At 60.6% G+C, this 21,241-nt stretch carries 19 protein-coding genes; 13 read left to right on the top strand and 6 right to left on the bottom strand.

The window, feature by feature from the left end; all coding sequences use genetic code 11:
* Positions 1-77: 77 nt before the first annotated feature.
* From GSVR_RS04070 to sppA, 10 genes are all read left to right on the top strand, one after another.
* Positions 78-2,156 carry a M1 family metallopeptidase gene (locus GSVR_RS04070; RefSeq protein ID WP_173196257.1) on the top strand — a complete coding sequence of 693 codons (2,079 nt, stop codon included), beginning with the start codon at positions 78-80 and terminating at the stop codon, positions 2,154-2,156.
* Entirely contained in the window at positions 2,153-3,004 is an 852-nt protein-coding gene (locus GSVR_RS04065; RefSeq protein WP_173196259.1) for a ChaN family lipoprotein, read from the top strand. Before GSVR_RS04070 ends, GSVR_RS04065 begins: the two co-directional genes overlap by 4 nt.
* A gap of 91 nt (positions 3,005-3,095) precedes the next feature.
* Complete coding sequence (locus GSVR_RS04060) at positions 3,096-3,413, top strand: phage holin family protein (RefSeq protein WP_173196261.1); 318 nt, start codon at positions 3,096-3,098, stop codon at positions 3,411-3,413.
* A gap of 42 nt (positions 3,414-3,455) precedes the next feature.
* Positions 3,456-6,098, top strand: coding sequence for a cation-translocating P-type ATPase (locus tag GSVR_RS04055; protein WP_173196263.1), 2,643 nt, complete (start codon positions 3,456-3,458; stop codon positions 6,096-6,098).
* A gap of 83 nt (positions 6,099-6,181) precedes the next feature.
* A complete protein-coding gene (locus tag GSVR_RS04050; RefSeq protein ID WP_173196265.1) occupies positions 6,182-6,766 on the top strand; it encodes a superoxide dismutase in 585 nt (194 codons plus the stop codon).
* A 238-nt stretch (positions 6,767-7,004) separates the two neighbouring features.
* Complete coding sequence (locus GSVR_RS04045) at positions 7,005-8,105, top strand: nitrogen regulation protein NR(II) (RefSeq protein ID WP_173196267.1); 1,101 nt, start codon at positions 7,005-7,007, stop codon at positions 8,103-8,105.
* Entirely contained in the window at positions 8,102-9,472 is a 1,371-nt protein-coding gene (locus tag GSVR_RS04040; protein ID WP_173196269.1) for a sigma-54 dependent transcriptional regulator, read from the top strand. Before GSVR_RS04045 ends, GSVR_RS04040 begins: the two co-directional genes overlap by 4 nt.
* A gap of 246 nt (positions 9,473-9,718) precedes the next feature.
* The gene (locus tag GSVR_RS04035; protein WP_173196270.1) at positions 9,719-10,747 is read left to right on the top strand and encodes a vitamin K epoxide reductase family protein; all 1,029 of its coding nucleotides are present in this window, start codon (positions 9,719-9,721) and stop codon (positions 10,745-10,747) included.
* Positions 10,748-10,754: 7 nt separating this feature from the next.
* Positions 10,755-11,219 carry a (deoxy)nucleoside triphosphate pyrophosphohydrolase gene (locus tag GSVR_RS04030; protein ID WP_173196272.1) on the top strand — a complete coding sequence of 155 codons (465 nt, stop codon included), beginning with the start codon at positions 10,755-10,757 and terminating at the stop codon, positions 11,217-11,219.
* 23 nt (positions 11,220-11,242) lie between these two features.
* Positions 11,243-12,208, top strand: coding sequence for a signal peptide peptidase SppA (sppA, locus tag GSVR_RS04025; RefSeq protein WP_173196274.1), 966 nt, complete (start codon positions 11,243-11,245; stop codon positions 12,206-12,208).
* 159 nt (positions 12,209-12,367) lie between these two features.
* On the opposite strand, the gene GSVR_RS04020 is transcribed toward sppA, so the two are convergent.
* Entirely contained in the window at positions 12,368-12,535 is a 168-nt protein-coding gene (locus GSVR_RS04020) for a hypothetical protein (RefSeq protein ID WP_173196276.1), read from the bottom strand.
* Between the two features lie 331 nt (positions 12,536-12,866).
* Between GSVR_RS04020 and GSVR_RS04015 the strand changes: the two genes are divergently transcribed.
* Positions 12,867-14,207: a coproporphyrinogen III oxidase family protein gene (locus GSVR_RS04015; protein WP_173196278.1), complete on the top strand. Its 1,341-nt coding sequence runs from the start codon at positions 12,867-12,869 to the stop codon at positions 14,205-14,207.
* A 251-nt stretch (positions 14,208-14,458) separates the two neighbouring features.
* On the opposite strand, the gene GSVR_RS04010 is transcribed toward GSVR_RS04015, so the two are convergent.
* The 5 genes from GSVR_RS04010 to GSVR_RS03990 all read right to left on the bottom strand — a co-directional run bounded on the left by GSVR_RS04010 (position 14,459) and on the right by GSVR_RS03990 (position 18,071).
* On the bottom strand, positions 14,459-15,157 hold the full coding sequence (locus GSVR_RS04010; RefSeq protein ID WP_173196280.1) for a type 1 glutamine amidotransferase: 699 nt from the start codon (positions 15,155-15,157) through the stop codon (positions 14,459-14,461).
* 72 nt (positions 15,158-15,229) lie between these two features.
* Positions 15,230-16,033, bottom strand: a complete 804-nt coding sequence (locus GSVR_RS04005; RefSeq protein WP_370552072.1) for a YitT family protein — start codon at positions 16,031-16,033, stop codon at positions 15,230-15,232.
* 110 nt (positions 16,034-16,143) lie between these two features.
* Positions 16,144-17,067, bottom strand: a complete 924-nt coding sequence (gene secF, locus GSVR_RS04000; protein ID WP_173196284.1) for a protein translocase subunit SecF — start codon at positions 17,065-17,067, stop codon at positions 16,144-16,146.
* Positions 17,068-17,224: 157 nt separating this feature from the next.
* Positions 17,225-17,569 carry a hypothetical protein gene (locus GSVR_RS03995; RefSeq protein ID WP_173196286.1) on the bottom strand — a complete coding sequence of 115 codons (345 nt, stop codon included), beginning with the start codon at positions 17,567-17,569 and terminating at the stop codon, positions 17,225-17,227.
* A 136-nt stretch (positions 17,570-17,705) separates the two neighbouring features.
* Complete coding sequence (locus GSVR_RS03990; protein WP_173196288.1) at positions 17,706-18,071, bottom strand: nuclear transport factor 2 family protein; 366 nt, start codon at positions 18,069-18,071, stop codon at positions 17,706-17,708.
* A gap of 223 nt (positions 18,072-18,294) precedes the next feature.
* On the opposite strand from GSVR_RS03990, the gene GSVR_RS03985 reads away from it, so the two are divergent.
* Both GSVR_RS03985 and GSVR_RS03980 read left to right on the top strand, forming a co-directional pair.
* Complete coding sequence (locus tag GSVR_RS03985; RefSeq protein ID WP_173196290.1) at positions 18,295-19,614, top strand: radical SAM protein; 1,320 nt, start codon at positions 18,295-18,297, stop codon at positions 19,612-19,614.
* A gap of 196 nt (positions 19,615-19,810) precedes the next feature.
* A complete protein-coding gene (locus GSVR_RS03980; RefSeq protein WP_173196299.1) occupies positions 19,811-21,226 on the top strand; it encodes a diguanylate cyclase in 1,416 nt (471 codons plus the stop codon).
* Positions 21,227-21,241 lie beyond the last annotated feature (15 nt).

Raw genomic sequence — 21,241 nt, 5'->3', positions numbered from 1 at the left:
TCCACTGTCGCCCGATGGCCCGAACATGACCTCCGCAGGAACTCGCTCTCCGGCGGATGCTACGGAAACCGATACGGATGCTGATACGCGCGCTACAGATACTGCTCTGGCTTGTGATCCAGTCGATCACCCTCTCCTCCTGCGCCGTCGCGCACGAGACCACGGTGGAACGACAGGAAACCGCCGTGAGGCTCGAACCAGGGCTGCACCTGCTCAAGGGGGAAAGCAGACTCACACTGGCAGCCGGTGCCAAGCGCCTGACCTTGAGACTCTCTCCCGGCGCCACCGTGGAACGGGTCGCGATTGCAGGTCAAACAGTGCCTTTCACCTTTACCGGAGGGGTACTTGCCATCCCGCTTCCCACTGACAGGAGTGGCGGTACGCTTACCGTGGCGGTGAACTACCGGGCAATCTTCGACGACCCGGTGCCCGACCGCCCCCTCAACGACGAAGACCCCACCTTCGGAGTCAGCGCAACGATCACCGGACGGGGGGTGTATCTGGGGAGCGATGCGGGCTGGTACCCACTGCTCCCCACCCCTCCCGGGCACAGGACAACCAGCATCGAGGCCCCGGCCGGGATCGAGGCGGTTACGGCCGGAAGACGGGACAGCCGCATAACGTCGTCGGGAGTCACCCGCTCCACCTGGACGGAAGAGCATCCCACGGCCAGCCTCTCCCTTTCCGCCGGCCCGTATCAGGTCGCGGAACGCATGCTCGGCGACATTCCCATCTATACTTATCTCTATCCCGGCAACGCCTCGCTGGCGCCCCGCTACCTGGATGCCGCCGCCCGCCATATCCGTTTCTACAGCGAGCTGATCGGCCCCTACCCCTTCGAGAAGTTCGCGGTGGTGGAGAATTTCTTTCCCACCGGCTACGGCTTCGCCTCCTACACCCTGCTGGGGAGCGCCGTGATCCGCCTGCCGTTCATCATCGACACCAGCCTGCCCCACGAGATCGTCCACAACTGGTGGGGCAACGGCGTGCTTCCCGATTCTCACGACGGTAACTGGTCCGAAGCGCTGACAACCTACCTAGCCGACTACCTGCTCAAGGAACGGGCATCGCCCAGTGAAGGGCGGGAAGCCCGGTTTCAAGACCTGGCCGACTATGCCAGCCTGGTCCCTCCTGACAGGGATTTCCCGCTGCGGGAATTCTCCGGACGCGTCGATCCGACCTCCCGCGCCATCGGCTACCAGAAGGGGGCCATGGTTTTCCACATGCTGAGGCGTGCAGTGGGAGATCAGGCATTTTTCGGAGCCCTGGCCGATCTCTGCCGGGACAGGCTCTACCGCACCGCCACCTGGGAGGACTTCGGACGCGCCTTTTCACGGCGCGCCGACAAGGACCTGCTCCCGTTCATGCGGCAATGGCTCGTGCGTCCCGAAGGTCCGCGTCTAACCCTGGCCGATGTGAAGCGGCAGCGGGAAAACGGTACATGGCGGGTTTCCGGCACGATCGTCCAGGAGGCGCCGCCGTATGAGCTGTCCCTGCCGGTGCGCCTGGAAACTGCCGGGGGAACGATGGAATACACCATACCCCTGACCGGTGTCCGGACCCCCTTCAGCTTTTCCAGCCCCACCCAACCGGCTCGGCTGGCCCTTGATCCGGACCTGAACCTGTTTCGCCTGCTCTCCCCCGGGGAGCTGCCCCCCACCGTCAACAGCATCAAGGGCTCCCGCACCCTGACGGCCGTCATCACCGAAAACTGCCGTGCCAGCAGGGAAACCGTCAGGCTGCTGCTGAAATCCCTCGGACAAGGCGAGGCACCGCTGATCGACGAGCGGGAGCTGAGTAGTGCCAGCGACCACCGGGATCTCCTGTTTTGCGGGGTACCGCAGCGGGGAAACGCCCCGAAGCCGCCCGAGAACATATCCTACTCGCCACAGGGATTTGCCGTGGACGGATCGGCAAGCCGCGACCCGAGCAGTCTGCTGTTCCTGGTCACCCCCTCCCGCACCGGCAACGGTAAGGTTGCGGCCCTTTTCCTGCCTCTATCGGAGGAGGCTGCCGCACGATATCTCCTGAAAATCGGCCACTATGGCCGGTACAGCTATGTAGCCTTCACGGGCGCGGAAAACCGCCTCAAGGGCACGCTTCCGGCTCCGGCCGGTGCCAGTTCGGCGGAATTCCCCCAGGAGCCGGTGCCATGAAAAAGCGATTGCGCCTGCCGATCCTGATCATCCTCATCCTCCTGGCCCTGGTCGGGTATTTCCGCTTCACAGGGACGATGGAAGCGCTGCGGCTCAGCGACCGTCAGGTGATTGACCTGGACCGCATGGTAGCGGAAATCAGGAACTCCCGGCTGGTCTTCGTGGGCGAGAATCACGACCGGAAAGATTCCCACCAGGCCCAGCTGGCGGTGATCAAAAAACTCCACAACTCCGGAGTGCCTCTGGAGATCGGCATGGAAATGTTCACGGCAACGAGCCAGGCCGAACTCGACCGGTGGGTGGCCGGTAATTCCCGGCTGGACGACTTCATCAAATTCTATTCTAGCCAGTGGCATCTGCCATGGCACCTGTACAGAGACATCCTCCTGTATGCCAGGGACAACCGGATTCCCCTGATCGGCCTCAATGTCCCGCCGGAGATAACCCGCAAGGTTGCGCGACGCGGTTTTGCCGCCCTGAGCCCCGGAGAGCGAGGTCAGCTCCCGGAGGTGGTCTGCATGGTGGATCCCCCCTATATGGACTTCATCAGGAAGGCCTATCAGATGCACCCCGGCAGCGACAGGTCTTTCACCTACTTCTGCGAGGCGCAGATGCTGTGGAACAAGAGCATGGGATTTCACCTCAAGCGGTATCTCGGTAGCAACCCCCATCGAACCGTCGTGGTTCTGGCCGGCATCGGCCATGCCATGAAACCGGCGATTCCGGACGAGGTCTTCAAGGGCACGGGCTATAACTACACCGTCATCCTGCCGGACATGAGCGACCAGGAGACCACCAGCGCGGAAAGCGATTACCTGGTGCTCTTCAAACGCCTGCTCCCCACGTAATCTTGCGGAGGGAGCTGCGCGGGTATTGTATTTCCTGAGGCATGCTTGGTAAACTCTTATAGAAGCAATCACCCGTGAAGGAGAATACAAGATGCGATTTCTGGTCAGTTGGCTGGTTTCGGCCATTGCCATCATCATCACCGCCTACCTGCTCCCGGGCGTCAGACTGTCGGGCTTCATGGCCGCGCTTATTGCCGCACTGGTTCTGGGGCTGGCCAATACCTTCATAAAACCGGTGCTGCTGCTCCTCACCCTGCCCATCAACATCCTGACCCTCGGCCTCTTCACCCTGGTCATCAACGCCCTGCTGGTCATGCTGACCGGCGCCGTGGTTTCCGGCTTCACGGTGGCAGGCTTCTGGTGGGCCCTGCTCTTCGGACTGGTGCTCTCGGTGGTCAACTGGGCCTGATCTTCTGACTGAAACCGGAAACGCGCTGCTCCGGGGCATGACATGGACTGGTACCGGCTGGACATAGAGACGGTCTGCGCCACACTGGACTCGTCGCCGGACGGTCTTGCATCGTCGGAGGCGGAGAAACGCCTGGAGGCCATCGGGCCGAACGTAATCGAGCGGGAGCGGCAAAAGTCGCTCCCGTTGCTGTTTCTCAGCCAATTCACAGACTTCATGATCCTGGTGCTGATCGCTGCGGCACTGGTTGCCGGCGCAATGGGAGAGGTCACCGACACGCTGGTCATCATGGCGATCGTGCTCCTGAACGGCATCGTCGGTTTTGTACAGGAATACCGGGCCGAACGGACCATGGAGGCGCTCAGAAAGATGGGCTCTGCCACGGCCGAGGTGATCAGGGACGGCAGGCAGGTGACAATCCCCGCCGACCATATTGTTCCGGGTGACGTGGTTGTACTCCAGGCCGGCAATGTGGTTCCTGCGGATCTGCGCCTGATCGATGCCACACTCCTCAGGATCGAGGAAGCGGCCCTGACCGGAGAGTCCACACCCGCGGAAAAATCTGCGGAGATATGCAGCAGCGATGTCCTGCCGCTCGGTGACCGGCACAACCTGGCCTACCGGGGCACTGCCGTTGCCAGCGGCAGGGGAAGCGGCATCGCCATCGCCACCGGCATGGCGACCGAGCTGGGGAAAATCGCCGGCATGCTCTTGCAGGAGCGGACCTCCCAAACACCACTGCAGCAACGCCTCGCCCGCTTTGGGCGAAAGCTCTCCCTGGCTGTCCTGTTTGCCTGCCTCGTCATTCTGACGGCAGGGCTGCTGCGCGGCGAACAGCCCTTCACGATGCTGCTCACCGCCATTTCCCTGGCAGTGGCGGCGATCCCCGAGGCCCTTCCGGCAGTGGTCACCATCTCGCTGGCGCTGGGAGCGGGGAAGATGGCACGGCAGAACACCCTGGTCAGAAATCTTCCGGCAGTTGAGACGCTCGGATCGGTCACCCATATCTGCACTGACAAAACCGGCACGCTGACCTTCAACCGGATGACGGTCAGCGAGGTATTTACCGGCCATCGTCTGCTGAAGACCGGCACAGCGCCCGGTGCGGACGGGGCGGCCGCCCCGCTGCAGCACATGTGCCTGGCCATGGCGCTCTGCAACGACGTCCGGGAGGGGGATGACGGAGCGCCAGCCGGGGACCCGACCGAGGTGGCACTCTATGTCGCGGCGCGCTCGTTCGGTTACGAACCGGCCGCTCTCAGGCAGGATTACCCGCGAGTGGCCGAACTCCCCTTCGATGCCGGACGCAAGTGCATGACCACCTTTCACCGCAGCGGAAGGGAGGTGGTATCGTTCACAAAAGGGGCTCCGGAAGTGGTCCTGGCCAGGTGCGAGGATATGCTGACATCCTCCGGCAGAGTGCCCCTGGACAGGCGCGAAGCGGATCAGGCGGCAGAGAGGATGACCGCCTCGGGACACCGCGTCCTGGCCATTGCCATGCGCCGGTGGCAAGAGCCCCCGGCCCGGATCGATCCGGCCGCGACCGAGCAGCATCTGACCTTTCTCGGTCTGGCGGGAATGCTCGATCCGCCGCGCGACGAGGCGGCCGGTGCGGTGGCAACCTGCATCCGGGCCGGCATCATTCCCGTCATGATCACCGGCGATCATCCCCTGACCGCCCGGAACATAGCCGGCCAGCTCGGGATCGCCGATGACGGGACCGTCATGACCGGCAACGGACTGGTGGCTCTTTCTCTGGAGGACTTCGAGCGGCAGGTGGAGGCAATCCGGGTGTATGCGCGGGTCGAACCGGCCCAGAAGCTGAAGATCGTCAAGGCACTGCAGGATAGAGGATGTTTCGTGGCCATGACCGGCGACGGCGTCAACGACGCGCCGGCCCTGAAGCGGGCCGATATCGGGGTTGCCATGGGAATGACCGGCACCGACGTGGCCAGGGAGGCGTCCGACATGATTCTGCTCGACGACAACTTTGCGACCATTGTCACCGCAGTGCGGGAAGGGCGCCGGATCTTCGACAATATCCGCAAATTCGTGAAATACGTAATGAGCGGCAACTCGGGAGAGATCTGGACCATCGTGTGCGCCCCGTTTCTGGGACTCCCTCTGCCGCTTCTGCCGATCCACCTGCTGTGGATAAACCTGGTGACCGATGGTTTGCCGGGCATTGCCCTCGCAACGGAACCGGCTGAGCGGAATATCATGGAACGCCCCCCCAGGCCGCCCCGGGAGAGCTTTTTCGCACACGGGCTGGGCGCACATATCATCTGGGCCGGACTGCTGATGGGCTCTCTTTCGCTCCTTACCCAGGGCTGGGCCATCAGGCAGGGCAAGCCCCACTGGCAGACCATGGTATTTACCGTCCTGTGCCTGAGCCAGATGGCCCACTCCCTGGCCATCCGCTCAGAACGCGATTCCCTCTTCAGGCAGGGGCTTCTGACGAACAGGCCGCTTGCGGGTGCCGTGCTGCTGACCGTGGTCCTGCAACTGGCACTGATCTACACCCCCTTTCTGAACCGGATCTTCAGAACCCAGCCCCTGCCGCTGCCGGACCTGCTGCTGGCCCTGGCGCTCTCCTCAACGGTCTTTCTTGCGGTCGAAGCGGAAAAATGGCTGAGGCGGAAACGCGCCGGACGCCGCGTGCGCAGACAGGGTAAGGGGCGGTAAGCGGGCCCGACGCCGGTTGCAACCGGCATACTCTGTGATAGCCTTTTAATCATCAGTTCACTCGACGCGAAGGAGGCATTTTCATGAGCTATTCGGCCAAGGACTACAGCCGGTTGAAGGGCATGGCCGGCTTCAGCGAGGCGCTGCTGAACAATCACTTCACCCTGTACCAGGGCTATGTGACCAACACGAACAAGCTGTGCGATGCCCTTACCGCCCTACTGAAGGAAGACAAGGCCGCCACCCCGGAGTTTGCAGAGCTGAAGAGACGCCTGGGCTGGGAGTTCAACGGCATGCGTCTGCATGAACTCTATTTCGAAAACCTGGGGGGCAACGGTTCGGTCGATACCGGCGGCAAGCTTGCGCAGAAAAAGATCGCGGAGTTCGGCAGCATCGACGCCTGGCTGAAGGACTTCAAAGGTGTGGGGGCCATGCGGGGCATCGGCTGGGCCGTGCTGTACCAGGACAACGTTACCGGGAAGCTCGGCAACTGTTGGATAGACGAACATGACAAGGGACACCCGGCCGGCTGTATTCCCCTCCTGGTGATGGACGTCTTCGAACACGCCTTCATGCTCGACTATCAGCTGAAACGGGCCGATTACATCGAGGCCTTCTTCCGGAACGTGGACTGGCAGGTGGTGGAATCCCGGCTCATGCGGGGGTGACATCAACTGCCTGAGCGGTTTCAATCCCGTCTATCGATTCCATCGGGGCTGCCGACCGTCGGCAGCCCCCTGCCGACAGCCGGCATGCCTTCCGCCGTCAGATAGTGCCGGGTGTGACACCTGTCCTTCCCCATCCCACCACTACCTCCTCTCTGGCCCTAAAGGATTTTTCACGTCCGCAGCCCCGTCCCTCTCAGTTTCTGTTTGAATCTTTATCCCATTGCGTTATAAATGGCCCATGAAATCGTCCATCATCCGCATCGCCCTTCTGGGTCTCTCGATCCTCGCCATCAGCCTGCTGCACTACCTGACCCCGCTGCACCTGCACTACCTGCACGACATCTTTCAACGGCTCTATTACCTGCCGATCATACTGGCCGCCTTCTGGTTCGGGTTTCGCGGCGGCCTGGCCTGTTCGATCTTCGTCAGCGTGGTCTATGTACCGCATGTGCTCTTCCAGTGGGGAGGACTCCTGACGGTGGATATGGAGAAGTACCTCGAAATCGTACTGTACAACATAGTGGGTGGCGTGACCGGCTGGCTGGCCCAGCGGGAGCGCGAGCGCAGCCGGGAACTGGAGCGGACCGCCGCGGGGCTGGAGGAGTCCTATCGCACCCTGCAGCGGCAATCGGAGCGGATCATTGCCGTGGAAGAGCATCTGCGCCGTGCTGAGAAGCTCTCTACCCTGGGAGAAATGGCCGCGGTGCTGGCCCACGAGATCAGGAACCCGCTCGGCTCGATCCGCGGCACAGCCGAGATCCTCAGGGACGACTACAAGCCGGGCAACCCCAAGTTCGAATTCATCGAGATCCAGATCAAGGAAACCGAACGGCTCAACCGGGTGGTGGAGGACTTTCTGCGCATGGCCCGGCCCCAGCCGGGAGAAATCCGGCGCTGCGCCCTGCGCGAGGAGCTGGAAACCATTGCGGCCCTGGTGGCCACCGATGCCCGCGAGCGGGGCATCCGGCTCGATCTGCAGCCCGTTCCCGCCGATGCGGCTGTCAGGGGCGACGGAGAAAAGCTGCGCCAGGCCTTCCTGAACATCGTCATCAACGCCCTGCAGGCCACCCCACCCGGCGGCAGCGTGGAGATCAGCGCCCAACCGGCGGGACCGGCCTGGGAGATCGGCTTCAGGGACAGCGGCGCCGGCATAACACCCGAGGCACGGGAACGGATCTTCGAGCCCTTCTTCACCACCAAACCGGACGGCACCGGTCTGGGGCTGGCGATCACGAAAAAGATCGTGGAGGGGCACGGCGGCACGCTGGAGGTGGCAAGCGAGGCAGGGCGAGGCACCACGGTGGTGGTCAGCCTGCCGGTGTGGGAGGAAACGCCATGAAATCCAGGATCCTCATCATCGACGACGACACCTCGCTCAGGCGGGTGCTGGAGTACAACCTCCAGGCCGAGGGCTACGAGGTCCGGGCGGCCGCCTCCGGTGAGGAGGGGCTGTACCTGTGCGGAGAATTCCGGCCGGCGCTGGTGATCACCGACATGAAGATGCCCGGCATGAGTGGACTGCAGGTGTTATCCGCCGTCAAGGAGCGCTTTGCTGAAACGCTGGTGATCATCATCACCGCCTTCGGCACCGTGGACGTGGCGGTGGAGGCGATGAAACTGGGGGCCTACGACTACATCACCAAACCGTTCAACCGTGACGAGTTGCGCCTGACCGTGGCCAAGGCGCTGCAGTTCACCGGCCTGACCGAAGAGAACAAGCGGCTTAAAAGTGAATTGACGGAGAGAAGCGACTTCCGCACCATTGTCGGCTCCTCCCCTGCCATGGAGAAGGTCTTTCGGGTGGTGCGCAAAGTGGCCGACAGCGACGCCTCGGTGCTGATCACCGGTGAATCGGGCACCGGCAAGGAACTGGTGGCCCGCTCGCTCCACGCCCACAGCAGCCGCAGCGCCGGACCGTTCGTTGCCATCAACTGCGCGGCCATACCGCGGGACCTGCTGGAGAGCGAGCTGTTCGGCCATGTCAAAGGTGCCTTCACCGGCGCGGTCAGGGACAAGACCGGCAAATTCCAGATGGCCGACGGCGGCACGCTCTTTCTGGACGAGGTGGGGGACTTGCCGGTGGAACTGCAGCCCAAGCTGCTGCGTGCCTTGCAGGAACGGGTGGTGGAACCGGTGGGAGGAGCGGAGGCGCACAAGATCGATGTACGGCTGGTGGCTGCCACCAACCTGGACATGGAGACGGCCCTGGCCTCCGGGGCCTTCCGCGAAGACCTCTACTACCGCCTGGCCGTGATCCCGATCCATCTGCCGCCGCTCAGGGATCGTCGGGACGACATCCCGCTGCTGCTCAGGTATTTCTGCGGGAAACATGGCGCCGGACAGGTAGCCTTCGACAAGTCCGCCCTGGCGCTCTTGACAACCTACGGCTGGCCCGGCAATGTCCGCGAGTTGGAAAACACGGTGGAACGCCTGCTGATCATGCGCAACAACGACACCATCATGACGGACGACCTGCCGGAAAAGATCAAGGGCGCGCAGGCCGCGCCACCGGCTGGTGACGCAGGCGGCGTGCTCAATCTGCCGGAGGACGGATATCCGCTTGAGCAACTGGAGCGCGAGGCCGTGGTACAGGCCCTGGAGCGCAATCACTGGAACCAGGCCGCAGCCGCGCGGTTTCTGCGTATCCCCCGGCACACGCTACTCTACCGGATGGAGAAATACGGAATTTCCACACCGGAAAAATAGAGCCGGGAGTTGCCCCCGTTACGTTACATCATGGAGCCCGGCCCACTCCTTTCGGCGGGCCAGGCAGGTCAACTGCTCCCGATGTTCTCGGACACTCCCGCGAGCGGAAACGGCACAACGGATTTCTGCTTTTTTCGCACAGGAAGACACGCTATTATTAGAATTTTCGGGGGCAACTTCTGGTATACTGTCTGACAGGCTGCACATCGACAGGCAGCCCGGGAACCGCCCCACCGTGAGAATCGGATGACTCTACAACAGAACCGTCTTCATGCCCCCCAAGCGCCGACTGTGCTGATCTGGCTCGCCACACTGACCGGACTGGCGCTGTCGGTCGTATCGTTGCTCAAGATCTGCGACGCGTGCAGCCTTACCGGCCAGTATCGCATTTTCGGGCTGAATTTCGGCTGGTTCGGCATCGCTTATTTCGCGGTGCTGGCCGAAGCGATCGCCCTGCGGCGCCGCTGGCGGTGGTGTGCCTGGTCGGCGGCCATGCTGCTGTTTGCTTCTGCCGGTGCGGAGACGCACTTCATCTGGATCCAGAAATATGAAATCGGGCAGTGGTGTCCGATCTGCCTGGGGATCGCCGCGGCTGTCTTTCTGAACTGCGGCGCCATTACCTGGGAGCGGTTCCGCAGCTACACCGAACAAGGAGCGCCTATGAAATCGAAAGTCGTCTACTGTCTCATTGCCGTTGTCTGCTTCACCCTGGGCCTGGGGGGAGCCATGCTGGGAGTCGGAAAACAGGCCGATGCCGCCGAGCTGAACCTGTTCCTCGGCAAGAACTCCAGTCAGACCACGGTCTATTTCGTCAGCGACTGGTTCTGCCCGGCCTGCAGGAATCTCGAACCGGCCATGGAAAAGATGGTGCCGGAGCTGGCGAAAACGGTCAGGGTAGGCTTTGTTGATTTCCCGATCCACAAGGAGTCGCTCAATTTCACACCGTATAACGTTCAGTTCCTGGCCCACGAAAAGGACAAATACCTCAGCCTGCGCGCAGTCCTGGCCAACTTGGCGCTGAGGACAAAGGCCCCCTCCGAGGCAGAGGTACAGGCCGCAGTTGCGCCGCTTGGCGTAAAACTGCAGCCGCTCAATAACGCCGACACCCTCTATGGCATGCAGTTCAACCTGATGGTGTACCGGGGCTACAATGTCACCTCCACCCCTACGGCCGTGGTGACCAATGCCCGCACCAAGAAGACCAAGCTGCTGGTCGGAGACCGCGACATAAACTTTTCGTCCGTCAAGGCGGCCATAGCCGAAGTGGGACAGTAACCGGCTCATGCAGACCGTTTCCAGCGAATCGCACCACAAGCATATCCACGTTGCCTGCGCCATCATCGAGCGCGACGGACTGGTGCTGGCAGCCCAGCGTAGCGCCACGATGAGCATGCCGCTCAAGTGGGAGTTTCCCGGCGGCAAGCTCGATCCGGGCGAAAATCCACAGGAATGCCTGGAGCGGGAAGTACGGGAGGAACTGGGCCTCGAAGTCGCAATCGTGGCCCCGCTGACAGCGACGACACACAGCTATCCCGATTTCACCGTCACACTCTACCCCTTCATCTGCGCCATCTCGGCCGGAGAAATGATCCTGCACGAACATGCCGCCATTGCCTGGTTGCTCCCGCAAGCGCTGCACAGCGTGGACTGGGCCGAAGCGGATGGGCCCATCATTGCCGAGTATCTGCGCTCCCTGTCCCCGTCATGCGCGGGGAGTATGCCCTGCCACCACGCCGATTTTCCATGATTACACTGTAAAAAGGAGTCGCTATGAGAAAGGCCGTATCCGCAATCGTCTGGATGGTGCTGGCAACGTCGCTGGCAGGTTGCGCCTTCGTGAACGTGCCGCTGGTCCCGCCCCCCCAGCCGTTGGAAGAACAGGTCCTGGAAGGAAAAGGGCGCAAAAAGATCCTGATGCTGGATATCAGCGGCACGATCTCGGAACTGGAAAAATCGGGCGGACTGCTGGGGCGGGCGACCCCTTCGATGGTGTCGATGATCCGGGAATCGCTCCAGAAGGCGGAACAGGATAAGGATCTGGCGGGAGTGATCCTGCGGATCAACTCTCCCGGCGGCACGGTGACTGCCAGCGACATCATCCATCACGATATCGGCGTCTTCAGGCAACGGACCCATCTGCCGGTCAAGGCCTGCATCATGAGCACCGGTGCTTCCGGGGGATACTACATCGCTGCCGCGGCCGACGAAATTGTTGCCCACCCCACTGCCATAGTCGGCAGCATCGGCGTGATCATGATGAAGTTCAACGTCGAGGGACTGATGGGCAAGATCGGGATCGAGGAGCAAACGGTCAAATCGGGCGACAAGAAGGATATCATGTCCCCTTTCCGCCGGGCCACCCCCGAAGAGGTCAGACTGGGGCAGGAGATCATCGATCAGCTTTACGGGCGCTTCCTGGAGGTGATCATGGCGCGCCCCGGCAACAAACTGTCGCGGGATGAACTGGTCAAGCTGGCGGATGGCCGCATCTACACTGCCCGGCAGGCGCTGGAGGCGCGGCTGATCGACCGGACCGGCTACCTGGACGACGTGATCGCCGACCTGAAGACAACGATTGGCGACCAGGACGCTCGGGTGGTCAGCTACTACCGTCCCGGCAACTACAAGGGGAGCATTTATGCCGGCTCCGAGGCGAAGGAAGGGTTGGCCGAGGTCTTCGGCGGCGGCGTGGACCTGCTCTCGAACAGCCGCTTCATGTATCTGTGGCGGCCGTAGAGGGCGGCGATTTTCCGGAACCTGGCGGCGTTGGCCTGCTGAGTCTTCTTGTGAGACGTAGCGCTGCTGCCCCTCGGGCGCTACGCCTCCGCGGGACTCTTTGCCACCTTGCAGAACCCGAAACTTCACCGCATTCTACCGGCTCTGAGAAATTGAATATCATCCCCCCAGGGCGGCCGTCAGAGCTGCCCCAAAGGCAGATTCCCCGCAGGGCACGCCTCGCCCCGGTCGCCTCGTGGATGCGATATCCTTGAGAAGCATCAGAAACCGAGGCCGCAGATTGTCGTTGGCACCCATGGTGCCCCACACCACGATCAGAGCCTTCATCTCCGTAAGCTCCAGTAAGGAATCGCCGCGACAGGGTTGGACCAGTGTTCAGACCCGTCCGAGCCGGCCCGGTTCCTCGGTCACCAGGCCGGCGGCACTCCCTTTTTCTGCGGCCGGGTCCCGGCACCATCACGTCACCCCTGAAGCCTCTGACGCCATCTTCCAACGCGGCGTGGGTCAGGCTCCCGCCGCCTGAATGGAAGCAACAGAGCATCACAATCATATCCGCAAACAACGTGAAAGCTTTTTAGTTGTGTTTGGATAATCCGGTGCTATAGTGATCCGGCATAAAAACCTTCCTGTCTCTGATACGGCAAGAACGGCCCTCACCATGGACGATCTGATTCTGCTGCATCCTCCCAGTACCCCGAATGTTGACCTTTCGGCAGATACAGGTTCCATCGAGTGGGACTATTCGGCAAAGCTCGTCCGGCAGGTTATGAAACGGGCGGTGAAGCATTACCTGCGCTTTTCCGATGACTACACGATCACGTCGCTGCCGAAGCCTCTGGTTGGCAGGCAGTACATGCTGTACCTGCACATTCCCTTCTGCATAACCCTTTGTCCCTACTGTTCGTTCCACCGGTTCAGATTCCACGAGGAAACCGCGGTAAACTACTTCAAGCTTCTGCGACGTGAAATGCGCATGGCGGCGGACCTGGGCTACAGGTTCACCTCGGTATGTTTCGGTGGCGGCACCACAACCATCATTCCCAAAGAGCTTGCAAAGACCATCGATCTCGCAAAGGAGCTTTTCGGCGCCGACGAGGTGTCCGTTGAGACGGACCCCAACCACATCGACCCTGAAAACCTCGAGCATACCGTGGGACGCGTGAACAGGCTTTCCGTGGGAATACAAACCTTTAACGACACATATCTGGAGCGTATCGGCCGCAGACTGAAATTCGGCAGCGGCGATGAGCAGTATGCCAAGGTCGAGGAGATCTTGAAGCTCTTCCCCGTGGTGAATGTGGATATGATGTTCAATTTTCCCGGGCAGACACCGAACGAGCTTGCGGAGGATATTGCCACGGTGCGGAAGCTCAATCCCCGGCAGGTGACCTGCTATCCGTTGATGTACGCACCTTTTGCGGGGCATACATTCGGGCGGAAGTTCGGCAAGGCGGGATACGACAGCGAGGCGGCGCATTACCGGCTTATCACGCAGATGATGGGCTCGCCCTATGTCCAGCGAACGTCATGGGCCTTCGCGCACAGCACGGGTACGAACATCGACGAATATGTGGTGGATCATGAGGAATATGTGGGGCTTGGTTCGGGGGCGTTCAGTTTTCTGAACGGCACGCTCTATGCCAACTCTTTCTCGCTGAAACAGTACGGCGACAGGGTTTCGGCGGGTATGACCTCCGCCACAAAGAGCGTTACCTTCGGTCAGTACGCCATACATCAGTACCGGATGATGGTCGAGATGTTCGGTCTTCGGGGGTGCCCTTCACATAAGCCTTTTATGGAGTATAACGCCTTGCGTCTCCTGGGCGCAGTGGAGGGCAAGGGAAGAAATGCCGTGATTACCCCAAAGGGGCGTTTTTTGCTGTCGGTAATGCTGAAATGTTTCTACAACGGCATGGACTACATCAGAGAAAGCATGCGCCGCGGACTGACAACAGCCGACGAACGGATAATCCGCATGCAGGCGTTGTCTGCTGAATAGCATTTAGGGCGGTACTTGTAAGGCAAACGTGGCAGAAGTGCTGTTGAAAACGCCACGCTGCCATTTATTCCGCTGCATTACGCTGCTGCTCCATGGGCGGGATGTGAAATTATTGGCATCTAAGCGGGCGGCGAATTTCCGGAACATGGCGGCGTTGGCCGGCAGAGTCCTCTTGTGCAACATAGCGCTGTTTATGCCCTTGGCGCTACGCCCCGCGGGACTCTGTGCCCGCCCAGCCAGAATCCGAAACGTCACTGCCGATCTGACCAAATTCTGCCGACCTCTGAGAAATTGAATATCATCTGCCGCACTACCGCCCGGTACCTGTCTTCCTGCGTCTGCCAGGCCGCCAGCAGTTCGTCGGTCCGGGAGCGCGTCTCAGGGTCCCAGGCGCACCAGTCGCGGATGATCTCTTCGGTCACCTCCGGGTGGAACTGCAAACCCCAGGCGCACTGACCGACCCTGAAGGCCTGATGCGGGCAGGCCGGGCTCGTGGCCAGCAGCAGCGCCCCATCCGGCAGGTCGAAACTGTCGTGATGCCACTGGAAGGTGGCGAATGTACCGCCGATGCCGCTAAAGAGGGGATCCGCCCCCCCTTCCGGCGTCAGATGTACGTCCAGGGTCCCCAGTTCCTCCCACCGGTTGGACACCACCCGCGCCCCCAGGGCGGCCGCCAGGAGCTGCCCTCCCAGGCAGATCCCCAGATAGGGCCGCCCCTGCCCGACCACCGCCCGGACAAGCTGCTTGAGGTCAGACAGAAACGGATGCCGCAGGTCGTCATTGGCTCCCATGGCGCCCCCCATCACGATCAGCGCCTCAGCGGCGGCCGGGCTGGGCAAGGCCTCGCCCCGGTAGGGGTGGGTAACCCTCCAGGCCAGTCCGAGCCTGTCCAATTCAACCGTTACCAATCCCGGCGGCACTTCGGCATCGTTCTGAATGATGTGAATCATTGTGCGACTCCCCTTCCCCCGGCCAGCCGGGCCGTCATATGCCATATTCGGACGTGCGGTTACTGGGGCACGTCACTTCAGGATGGACCGTTTTACGATACCGCCGGCGACATCGCCCAGAGGATGGGTCAGGATGAATGCCGCCTCATCGATCTCCAGGGCGGCATCCTTGACGGTTCCGATTTTCAGCCGGGTGACGACGCAGTGCAGAATATCCTGCGCCTCCCCTGAAAACCCGCGGCGCCCCTTGTAGATCGTCACGCCATGATTGAGTTCAGTGACGATCGCCTGCCGTATCTCCTCACTCTGTTTCGAGATTATGATGACAGCCGTGTATTCCTCGATGCCGTGAATCAGAAAATCAACCGTCTTTGAAGCCGCCAGGTAGGTCAGAATGGAATAGAGGGCGGATTCGAGCCCCAGCACGAATGCGGCGGCCGCAAAGATCACGATGTTCATGATGAGAATCACATCCCCGACTTTCAGCAGGTGCGAACTCCTGCTGATCAATACGGCCGCAATTTCAGTCCCGTCCAGGACTCCCCCGCCGCGTATCGCAAGCCCGATGCCCGCTCCCAGAAAACACCCCCCGAAAACGGCCGTCAACAGCTTGTCGGGGGTCACATCCGGAAAATTGACACACGCGAGGCATATCGACAGACCGGCGATCGCTGCTGTGCTCTTGAATGCAAATATTCCACCAAACTGGCGGTATCCGAGAACAACGAAAGGGAGATTGAACAACAGGATCAGAAAGGGCAACGGGATACCGAGCACATTTGCCAGAAGCATAGAAACGCCGGTTACTCCACCGTCGATAAAGTGGCTGGACATGAGGAATCCTTTCAAGCCCATTCCGGCTGAAAAGATCCCCATGATGATGAGACACGCATTGATAGCTTCGCGCTTGAGCGCTTTCACCGACACCCCCTGCAACAGACCCGGAAGACTCCTGCCCCCCGGTATATCATGAGACTGCGACATGTTCACGCTCCTTCCGGCATCGGACCACGCTGCTTCCGTGCCCGTCTGATTTCCAGTTCCGCAACTATCGGACTGGCGATGAATATCGATGAGTAGGTGGCAATGACGACACCCGCGACCAGGGCCAGGGCGAAATCGTGAATGACCTCACCGCCGAAGACAAGCAGCGACACCGCCGCCAGAAAGGTGGTCAGAGAGGTAACCACGGTCCGCGACAGCACTTCGTTGATGCTCGTATTGAAGGTGGCCTCCATGGACCCCGACGGATTCCTGTGCAGGTTCTCCCTGATCCTGTCAAAGACCACCACCGTGTCGGTAAGGGAATAGCCGGCGATCGTCAGCACCGCCGTGACGAACAGCAGGTTGATTTCCTTGCCCATGACATAAAACAGGGCCACCATTGCCAGTACGTCATGCAGGGTGGAGACTATGGCGCCGATGCCGAAGCGGGGATCGAAGCGCCAGGCTATGTACACCGCTATTCCAAGCATGGAAATACCCACCGCTTTCAGGGTATCCCTTTTAAGCTTGTCGCCGATCGAAGGACCTATTTCGGAGGAGTGTTCGACAACAAATGCATTTTCGGGAAACGCCCTTTTCAACAGGTCCGTGATGGTGTCGGCCCCCTTCTCGGTACCGCTTTTGCCGACCTTGATCAGGAGCTTGTTGCCATCTTTTATCTCCTGCAGGTTTACTTCTTTGAGATTGTGATTGGCCAGGGCTGCCCGGGCTTGCTCCAGCGAGACGGGCTGCGCGAAACTGAGCTGAAGCGACGTACCCCCTGAAAAATCTATGCCCATATTGGCCGCGTTTCTGCCGATCTGAACAATGCCGATGATTCCCATAATGGCGATAAAGCCCGAAATGACGAAGGTAATCTTGCGCTTGCCGATGAAGTCGATCTTTGTCCGGCGAATGAGTTCCATTTTTTCTCCTGTTCCGGTTTCCAAAGCGCTCCATGCACCACAAGTCTTCGGGCACACGTAGACGGGACCGGGACCAGGGGCGGACAGAGGCTGAGAGAAGATTGTGCACCACGAAGCGGGTGCTGAAATTTTAGTCAGTACAACGGAACGATGGGCTCTACGCGGGAGGTGCCCGGGAAGGGCTGGCGGAATCGAATACGGCGATGGAAGAATACGGGGGACAACTGAAGGTCAGCAAACGGTATACCGGTACATCGGATACGCTGACACCGGTGCAGAGGGTAAAGGTCTGGGAGGATTTCAGGATTCTGGACTGCGGAGACTTGGCCTGACCGTTGACAACGGCCTGCCGCTTGGCCTCCCGGGGTTTGGAAAACTGCGCCTCCTGAGGGGCGAAGAGCTGTGGGACGCAGATCCCATGAGCGATAAAAAAGACCACTACCGCCAGAATCAACGGCAGCAGATAGTTCCGCTCCTTATGACGGATTTTCCACACTCGCATCGGGCAACCTTATAGTAAAGCTGCTGCGTGTGGCAAGAAACTTCTGTTCCCGGCTGCGGGTGTCACTCTGTGGAGAGGCCCTGAGTGCGCAATGGTTCCGGTACAGCGCCCCGTGCGGCCGAGGTTGGGACACAGGTCACATGGCATAGTGCGCACATGCGCGGGTCACCTTCTGATTCGAGCCAAAGTGGAAGACTTCGGCTACCAGACGGCCGTGCGCCCCTTTGTAATGAAGCGTGATGCTGTTTACTCCGACCAGAACTGACAGCAGCTCAAACTTCAAGTCAGGAATAAGTTCCAGAGCCTTTTTCCAATACGCTCCGACGGCAGCCTTTCCTCGAAGCGTGCCGGACGCCTCCCCGGCCACCTGAATGATTACCGGCGACGACATTTCAAAGTCTTCCTCGTAGTGCGAGAGAATTCTTTTAAGATCGTGCGAGTTCCACGAGTCAATCCATTCTGCGGCGAAGTGTTCAGCAAATGCCTTGTCCATTCCTTTCATCCCCCGGAGTTACATGATGAGTGCCGGAATCTTCCTCTGACCGTAAACAGATGGTGCCGGCCAATGCAGTTCATTCGGAGATAGCAAAGGCGGTATCTGATCGCAAGACAAATGTGCCCTGCTCTTGCCGGCATGGGCAACCCGCTTATCCTTGCCAATGATTATTCGGCCATGCATAATGAACAATTGCACCATTATACGCGCCCGTAAAAGGACCCATGCCATGTCGAAACGCCTCCCCAAACTCCTCTATGCCGACGCCAAAGGCACAATCTACGACCATCCCGATCTCTGCATGGCCGGAATGAACGGCACCGAAGCGGTGCTGCCCGAAGAGATCGAACTGATACCGCTCCCCGAGGACAGCAGACTCTTCACCATGCCTTCCATGCCCCCCATTGCCTGGGATGCCGCACGGAAGCGCTTCGTCACCGTGGAGACGGTCCGGGAGGGGCGCAGAGATCAGCGGGTCCAGGCGGTGGCCGCCTTCATGGCGCCCGGCTATGTCCGTACCCTGCTGCCTGCCTGCGATTATTCCGGAAAGCAGACCCATCTGCCGTTGTGGTCGTACACCGCCGTGGGCTGGGATGAGGAGCGCGACTGCTTTGTGGTGGCTGCCACGAGGGTCGATGCCAACAGCAACTGGAACCCGGCCAACTACGACGACCGCACGCTGGACCCGCTGGTGCGCCGCATGCTGAAGGAGATGCCCGGCAATCGCCTGCTCGAACAACTGGCCCGCTGCGCCGTGGATTACCACTGCTTTGCGGCCAAGAACCTCTTCTATCGCCGCTGGGAGGCGCCGCTGCCGACCTCGCCGGTCTGCAATTCGGCCTGCCTGGGCTGCATCAGCCTGCAGGCCGCGGAATGCTGCCCATCCAACCACGAGCGGATCGGCTTTGTTCCCACGCCGGAGGAGATCTGCGAAATCGCTCTGCCCCACCTGCAGGAGGCCGATCAGGCCATCGTCTCCTATGGCCAGGGCTGCGAAGGGGACCCGATCCTTCAGGCCGACACGATCGCCGAGGCCACCCGCCGGCTGAAACAGGCTACCGCGCGGGGTACGGTCAACTTCAACTCCAACGGCTCCCTGCCCGACCGCATCGCCATGCTGTGCGATGCCGGCATGGACTCGTTCCGCTTCTCGATGAACTCGGTGCGCGAGGACACCTACAACCGCTACTATCGCCCCAAGGGCTACAGCTTCGGCGATGTACTGCGCTCCGTACGGACCGCCCGGGAGGCGGGACGCTTTACGATGATCAACTACCTTGTTTCCCCCGGCGTCTCCGACGCGCCGGAGGAGGTGGAAGCGCTACTGCGCTTCGTAGCCGACACCGGGGTGGATATGATCCAGATGCGCAACCTCTCCATCGATCCTGACTACTACAACCGCGCCATGGCGGTCAACGGAAAGGGCATCGGCATGTACCGCCTGCTGCAGCGCCTGAAGAGCGAATTCCCCCGCCTCCAGTTCGGATACTACAACCGGACGCGTGAGAATTTCTATCCCCCGGACCTGGAAACCGGTTGGCCGCTGTGAGCCGGGTTCCCCGGCAGACGCGGATCGGGCCCACATTTGCGTTGACAGCGCAAAGACACTGTGCAACGATTAAACAATGTTTTAAAACACGTGACACACTGAGAAAGACCGTTCCGGGAAGAAGGCTGCGGATCGCTGTGATCCTGAGTGTTCCCGCTTTTCCGACGGTTGACCGACTGTTTCCGGAGGGTGAGTCATGACAACACAGAGAGCCATTCCGTTGCGCATCCTTCTGGTGGATGACGACGAGCACGATCAGCTGACATTCAGGCAGGCATTCCACACGAGCGGCATTCCGTGCAACATTCTGAATTGTACCAGTTCAGCGGCAGCCTTGGAGATCCTGGGCTTCGAACCGCTCCCCTGCGACGTGGTGGTGATCCATCACCACCTGCCCGGGATATGCGGACTGGAATTGTGCCGGATGCTGATCGGACGGGATGTCAAGATCCCGCTGGTGATCCTCACCGACCACGGTTCCGAAGATGTAGCGGCGGACGCACTGCAGGCGGGAGCCTACGAATACGTCATCAAGGATCGGGACAACAATTATCTGGCGATAGTGCCGGCACTGATTTCCAAGGTTGTCCACAAATATGCCGAGCGCCTGCTGCGGAAACAGATCGAAGAAGATCTGAGGGAGAGCCGGAAACGGCTTGCACAGATCGTGGAAGGTTTTGCGGTGGCAACCTTTGTCATCGATGCCCGTCACACCATCACCCACTGGAACCGCGCCTGCGCCAACATTACCGGCGTTTCCGCCGAAGAGATGATCGGGACCCGACACCATTGGCGGGCCTTCTATTCTACCGAAAGGCCGGTAATGGCCGACCTGATCGTGGATGGCATCTCGGAGGAATTCCTGATCAGGAATTACGCCAGGGAATGCCGACGCTCCACCATCATCGAGGGTGCCTACGAGGCTGAGGACTACTTCCCCCATTTCGGCAGCGGGGGCAAATGGCTCTTTTTCACGGCTGCTCCGATCAGGGACAGGGATGGCAAGATTATCGGCGCCATCGAGACGCTCCAGGACATCACCGAACGCAAGCAAGCCGAGCAGGCGCTGCGGGAGAGCGAACACCGCTACTACGAGCTGAGCATCACCGATGCCCTGACCGGCCTCTACAACTCCCGCCACTTTCACAGCCAACTCCAGATCGAAATGGAACGGGCCGAGCGCTATCGGCATCCGCTGTCGCTGCTGCTTCTGGATGTGGATGACTTCAAACGCTTCAACGATGCCTACGGCCACCTGGAGGGGGACCGCGTCCTGGCAGGGCTGGCCCAGGTTATCCGGGAAAGCATCCGCCACACCGATTCGGCCTACCGTTACGGTGGCGAGGAGTTTGTCGCCATCCTGCCGGAAACCGATGGTGAGGAAGCGCTCCGGGTCGCGGAACGGCTGCGGCTGGCGTTCGCAAAAACCGTATTTATACCGGTGGCGGAAAAACAGGTCTCCATGACCGTCAGCATCGGTATCAGCTGCCTGCGCCCCGAAGACGATGCCAAGGGTTTCATTCATCGGGCCGACAACTGTACCTATTCAGCCAAGAGACAGGGCAAAAACCGCGTAGTGTATGAAGAGTTGCCGAATACTGCCACTTCGTGACGATCCGTCCTTCGG

This window comes from Geobacter sp. SVR, assembly GCF_016865365.1.
Lineage (GTDB): Bacteria > Desulfobacterota > Desulfuromonadia > Geobacterales > Pseudopelobacteraceae > Pelotalea.
The sequence above is the reverse complement of the archived record's forward strand: the minus strand, read 5'-3'. Positions and strand labels throughout refer to the sequence as shown.

Excerpts from the sequence above, each read along its gene's own strand:
- GSVR_RS04070 (WP_173196257.1), top strand. The coding sequence starts at position 78 with ATGCTGATACGCGCGCTACAGATACTGCTCTGGCTTGTGATCCAGTCG.
- GSVR_RS04065 (WP_173196259.1), top strand. The coding sequence starts at position 2,153 with ATGAAAAAGCGATTGCGCCTGCCGATCCTGATCATCCTCATCCTCCTG.
- GSVR_RS04060 (WP_173196261.1), top strand. The coding sequence starts at position 3,096 with ATGCGATTTCTGGTCAGTTGGCTGGTTTCGGCCATTGCCATCATCATC.
- GSVR_RS04055 (WP_173196263.1), top strand. The coding sequence starts at position 3,456 with ATGGACTGGTACCGGCTGGACATAGAGACGGTCTGCGCCACACTGGAC.
- GSVR_RS04050 (WP_173196265.1), top strand. The coding sequence starts at position 6,182 with ATGAGCTATTCGGCCAAGGACTACAGCCGGTTGAAGGGCATGGCCGGC.
- GSVR_RS04045 (WP_173196267.1), top strand. The coding sequence starts at position 7,005 with ATGAAATCGTCCATCATCCGCATCGCCCTTCTGGGTCTCTCGATCCTC.
- GSVR_RS04040 (WP_173196269.1), top strand. The coding sequence starts at position 8,102 with ATGAAATCCAGGATCCTCATCATCGACGACGACACCTCGCTCAGGCGG.
- GSVR_RS04035 (WP_173196270.1), top strand. The coding sequence starts at position 9,719 with ATGACTCTACAACAGAACCGTCTTCATGCCCCCCAAGCGCCGACTGTG.
- GSVR_RS04030 (WP_173196272.1), top strand. The coding sequence starts at position 10,755 with ATGCAGACCGTTTCCAGCGAATCGCACCACAAGCATATCCACGTTGCC.
- sppA (WP_173196274.1), top strand. The coding sequence starts at position 11,243 with ATGAGAAAGGCCGTATCCGCAATCGTCTGGATGGTGCTGGCAACGTCG.
- GSVR_RS04020 (WP_173196276.1), bottom strand. The coding sequence starts at position 12,535 with ATGAAGGCTCTGATCGTGGTGTGGGGCACCATGGGTGCCAACGACAAT.
- GSVR_RS04015 (WP_173196278.1), top strand. The coding sequence starts at position 12,867 with ATGGACGATCTGATTCTGCTGCATCCTCCCAGTACCCCGAATGTTGAC.
- GSVR_RS04010 (WP_173196280.1), bottom strand. The coding sequence starts at position 15,157 with ATGATTCACATCATTCAGAACGATGCCGAAGTGCCGCCGGGATTGGTA.
- GSVR_RS04005 (WP_370552072.1), bottom strand. The coding sequence starts at position 16,033 with ATGGGGATCTTTTCAGCCGGAATGGGCTTGAAAGGATTCCTCATGTCC.
- secF (WP_173196284.1), bottom strand. The coding sequence starts at position 17,067 with ATGGAACTCATTCGCCGGACAAAGATCGACTTCATCGGCAAGCGCAAG.
- GSVR_RS03995 (WP_173196286.1), bottom strand. The coding sequence starts at position 17,569 with ATGCGAGTGTGGAAAATCCGTCATAAGGAGCGGAACTATCTGCTGCCG.
- GSVR_RS03990 (WP_173196288.1), bottom strand. The coding sequence starts at position 18,071 with ATGAAAGGAATGGACAAGGCATTTGCTGAACACTTCGCCGCAGAATGG.
- GSVR_RS03985 (WP_173196290.1), top strand. The coding sequence starts at position 18,295 with ATGTCGAAACGCCTCCCCAAACTCCTCTATGCCGACGCCAAAGGCACA.
- GSVR_RS03980 (WP_173196299.1), top strand. The coding sequence starts at position 19,811 with ATGACAACACAGAGAGCCATTCCGTTGCGCATCCTTCTGGTGGATGAC.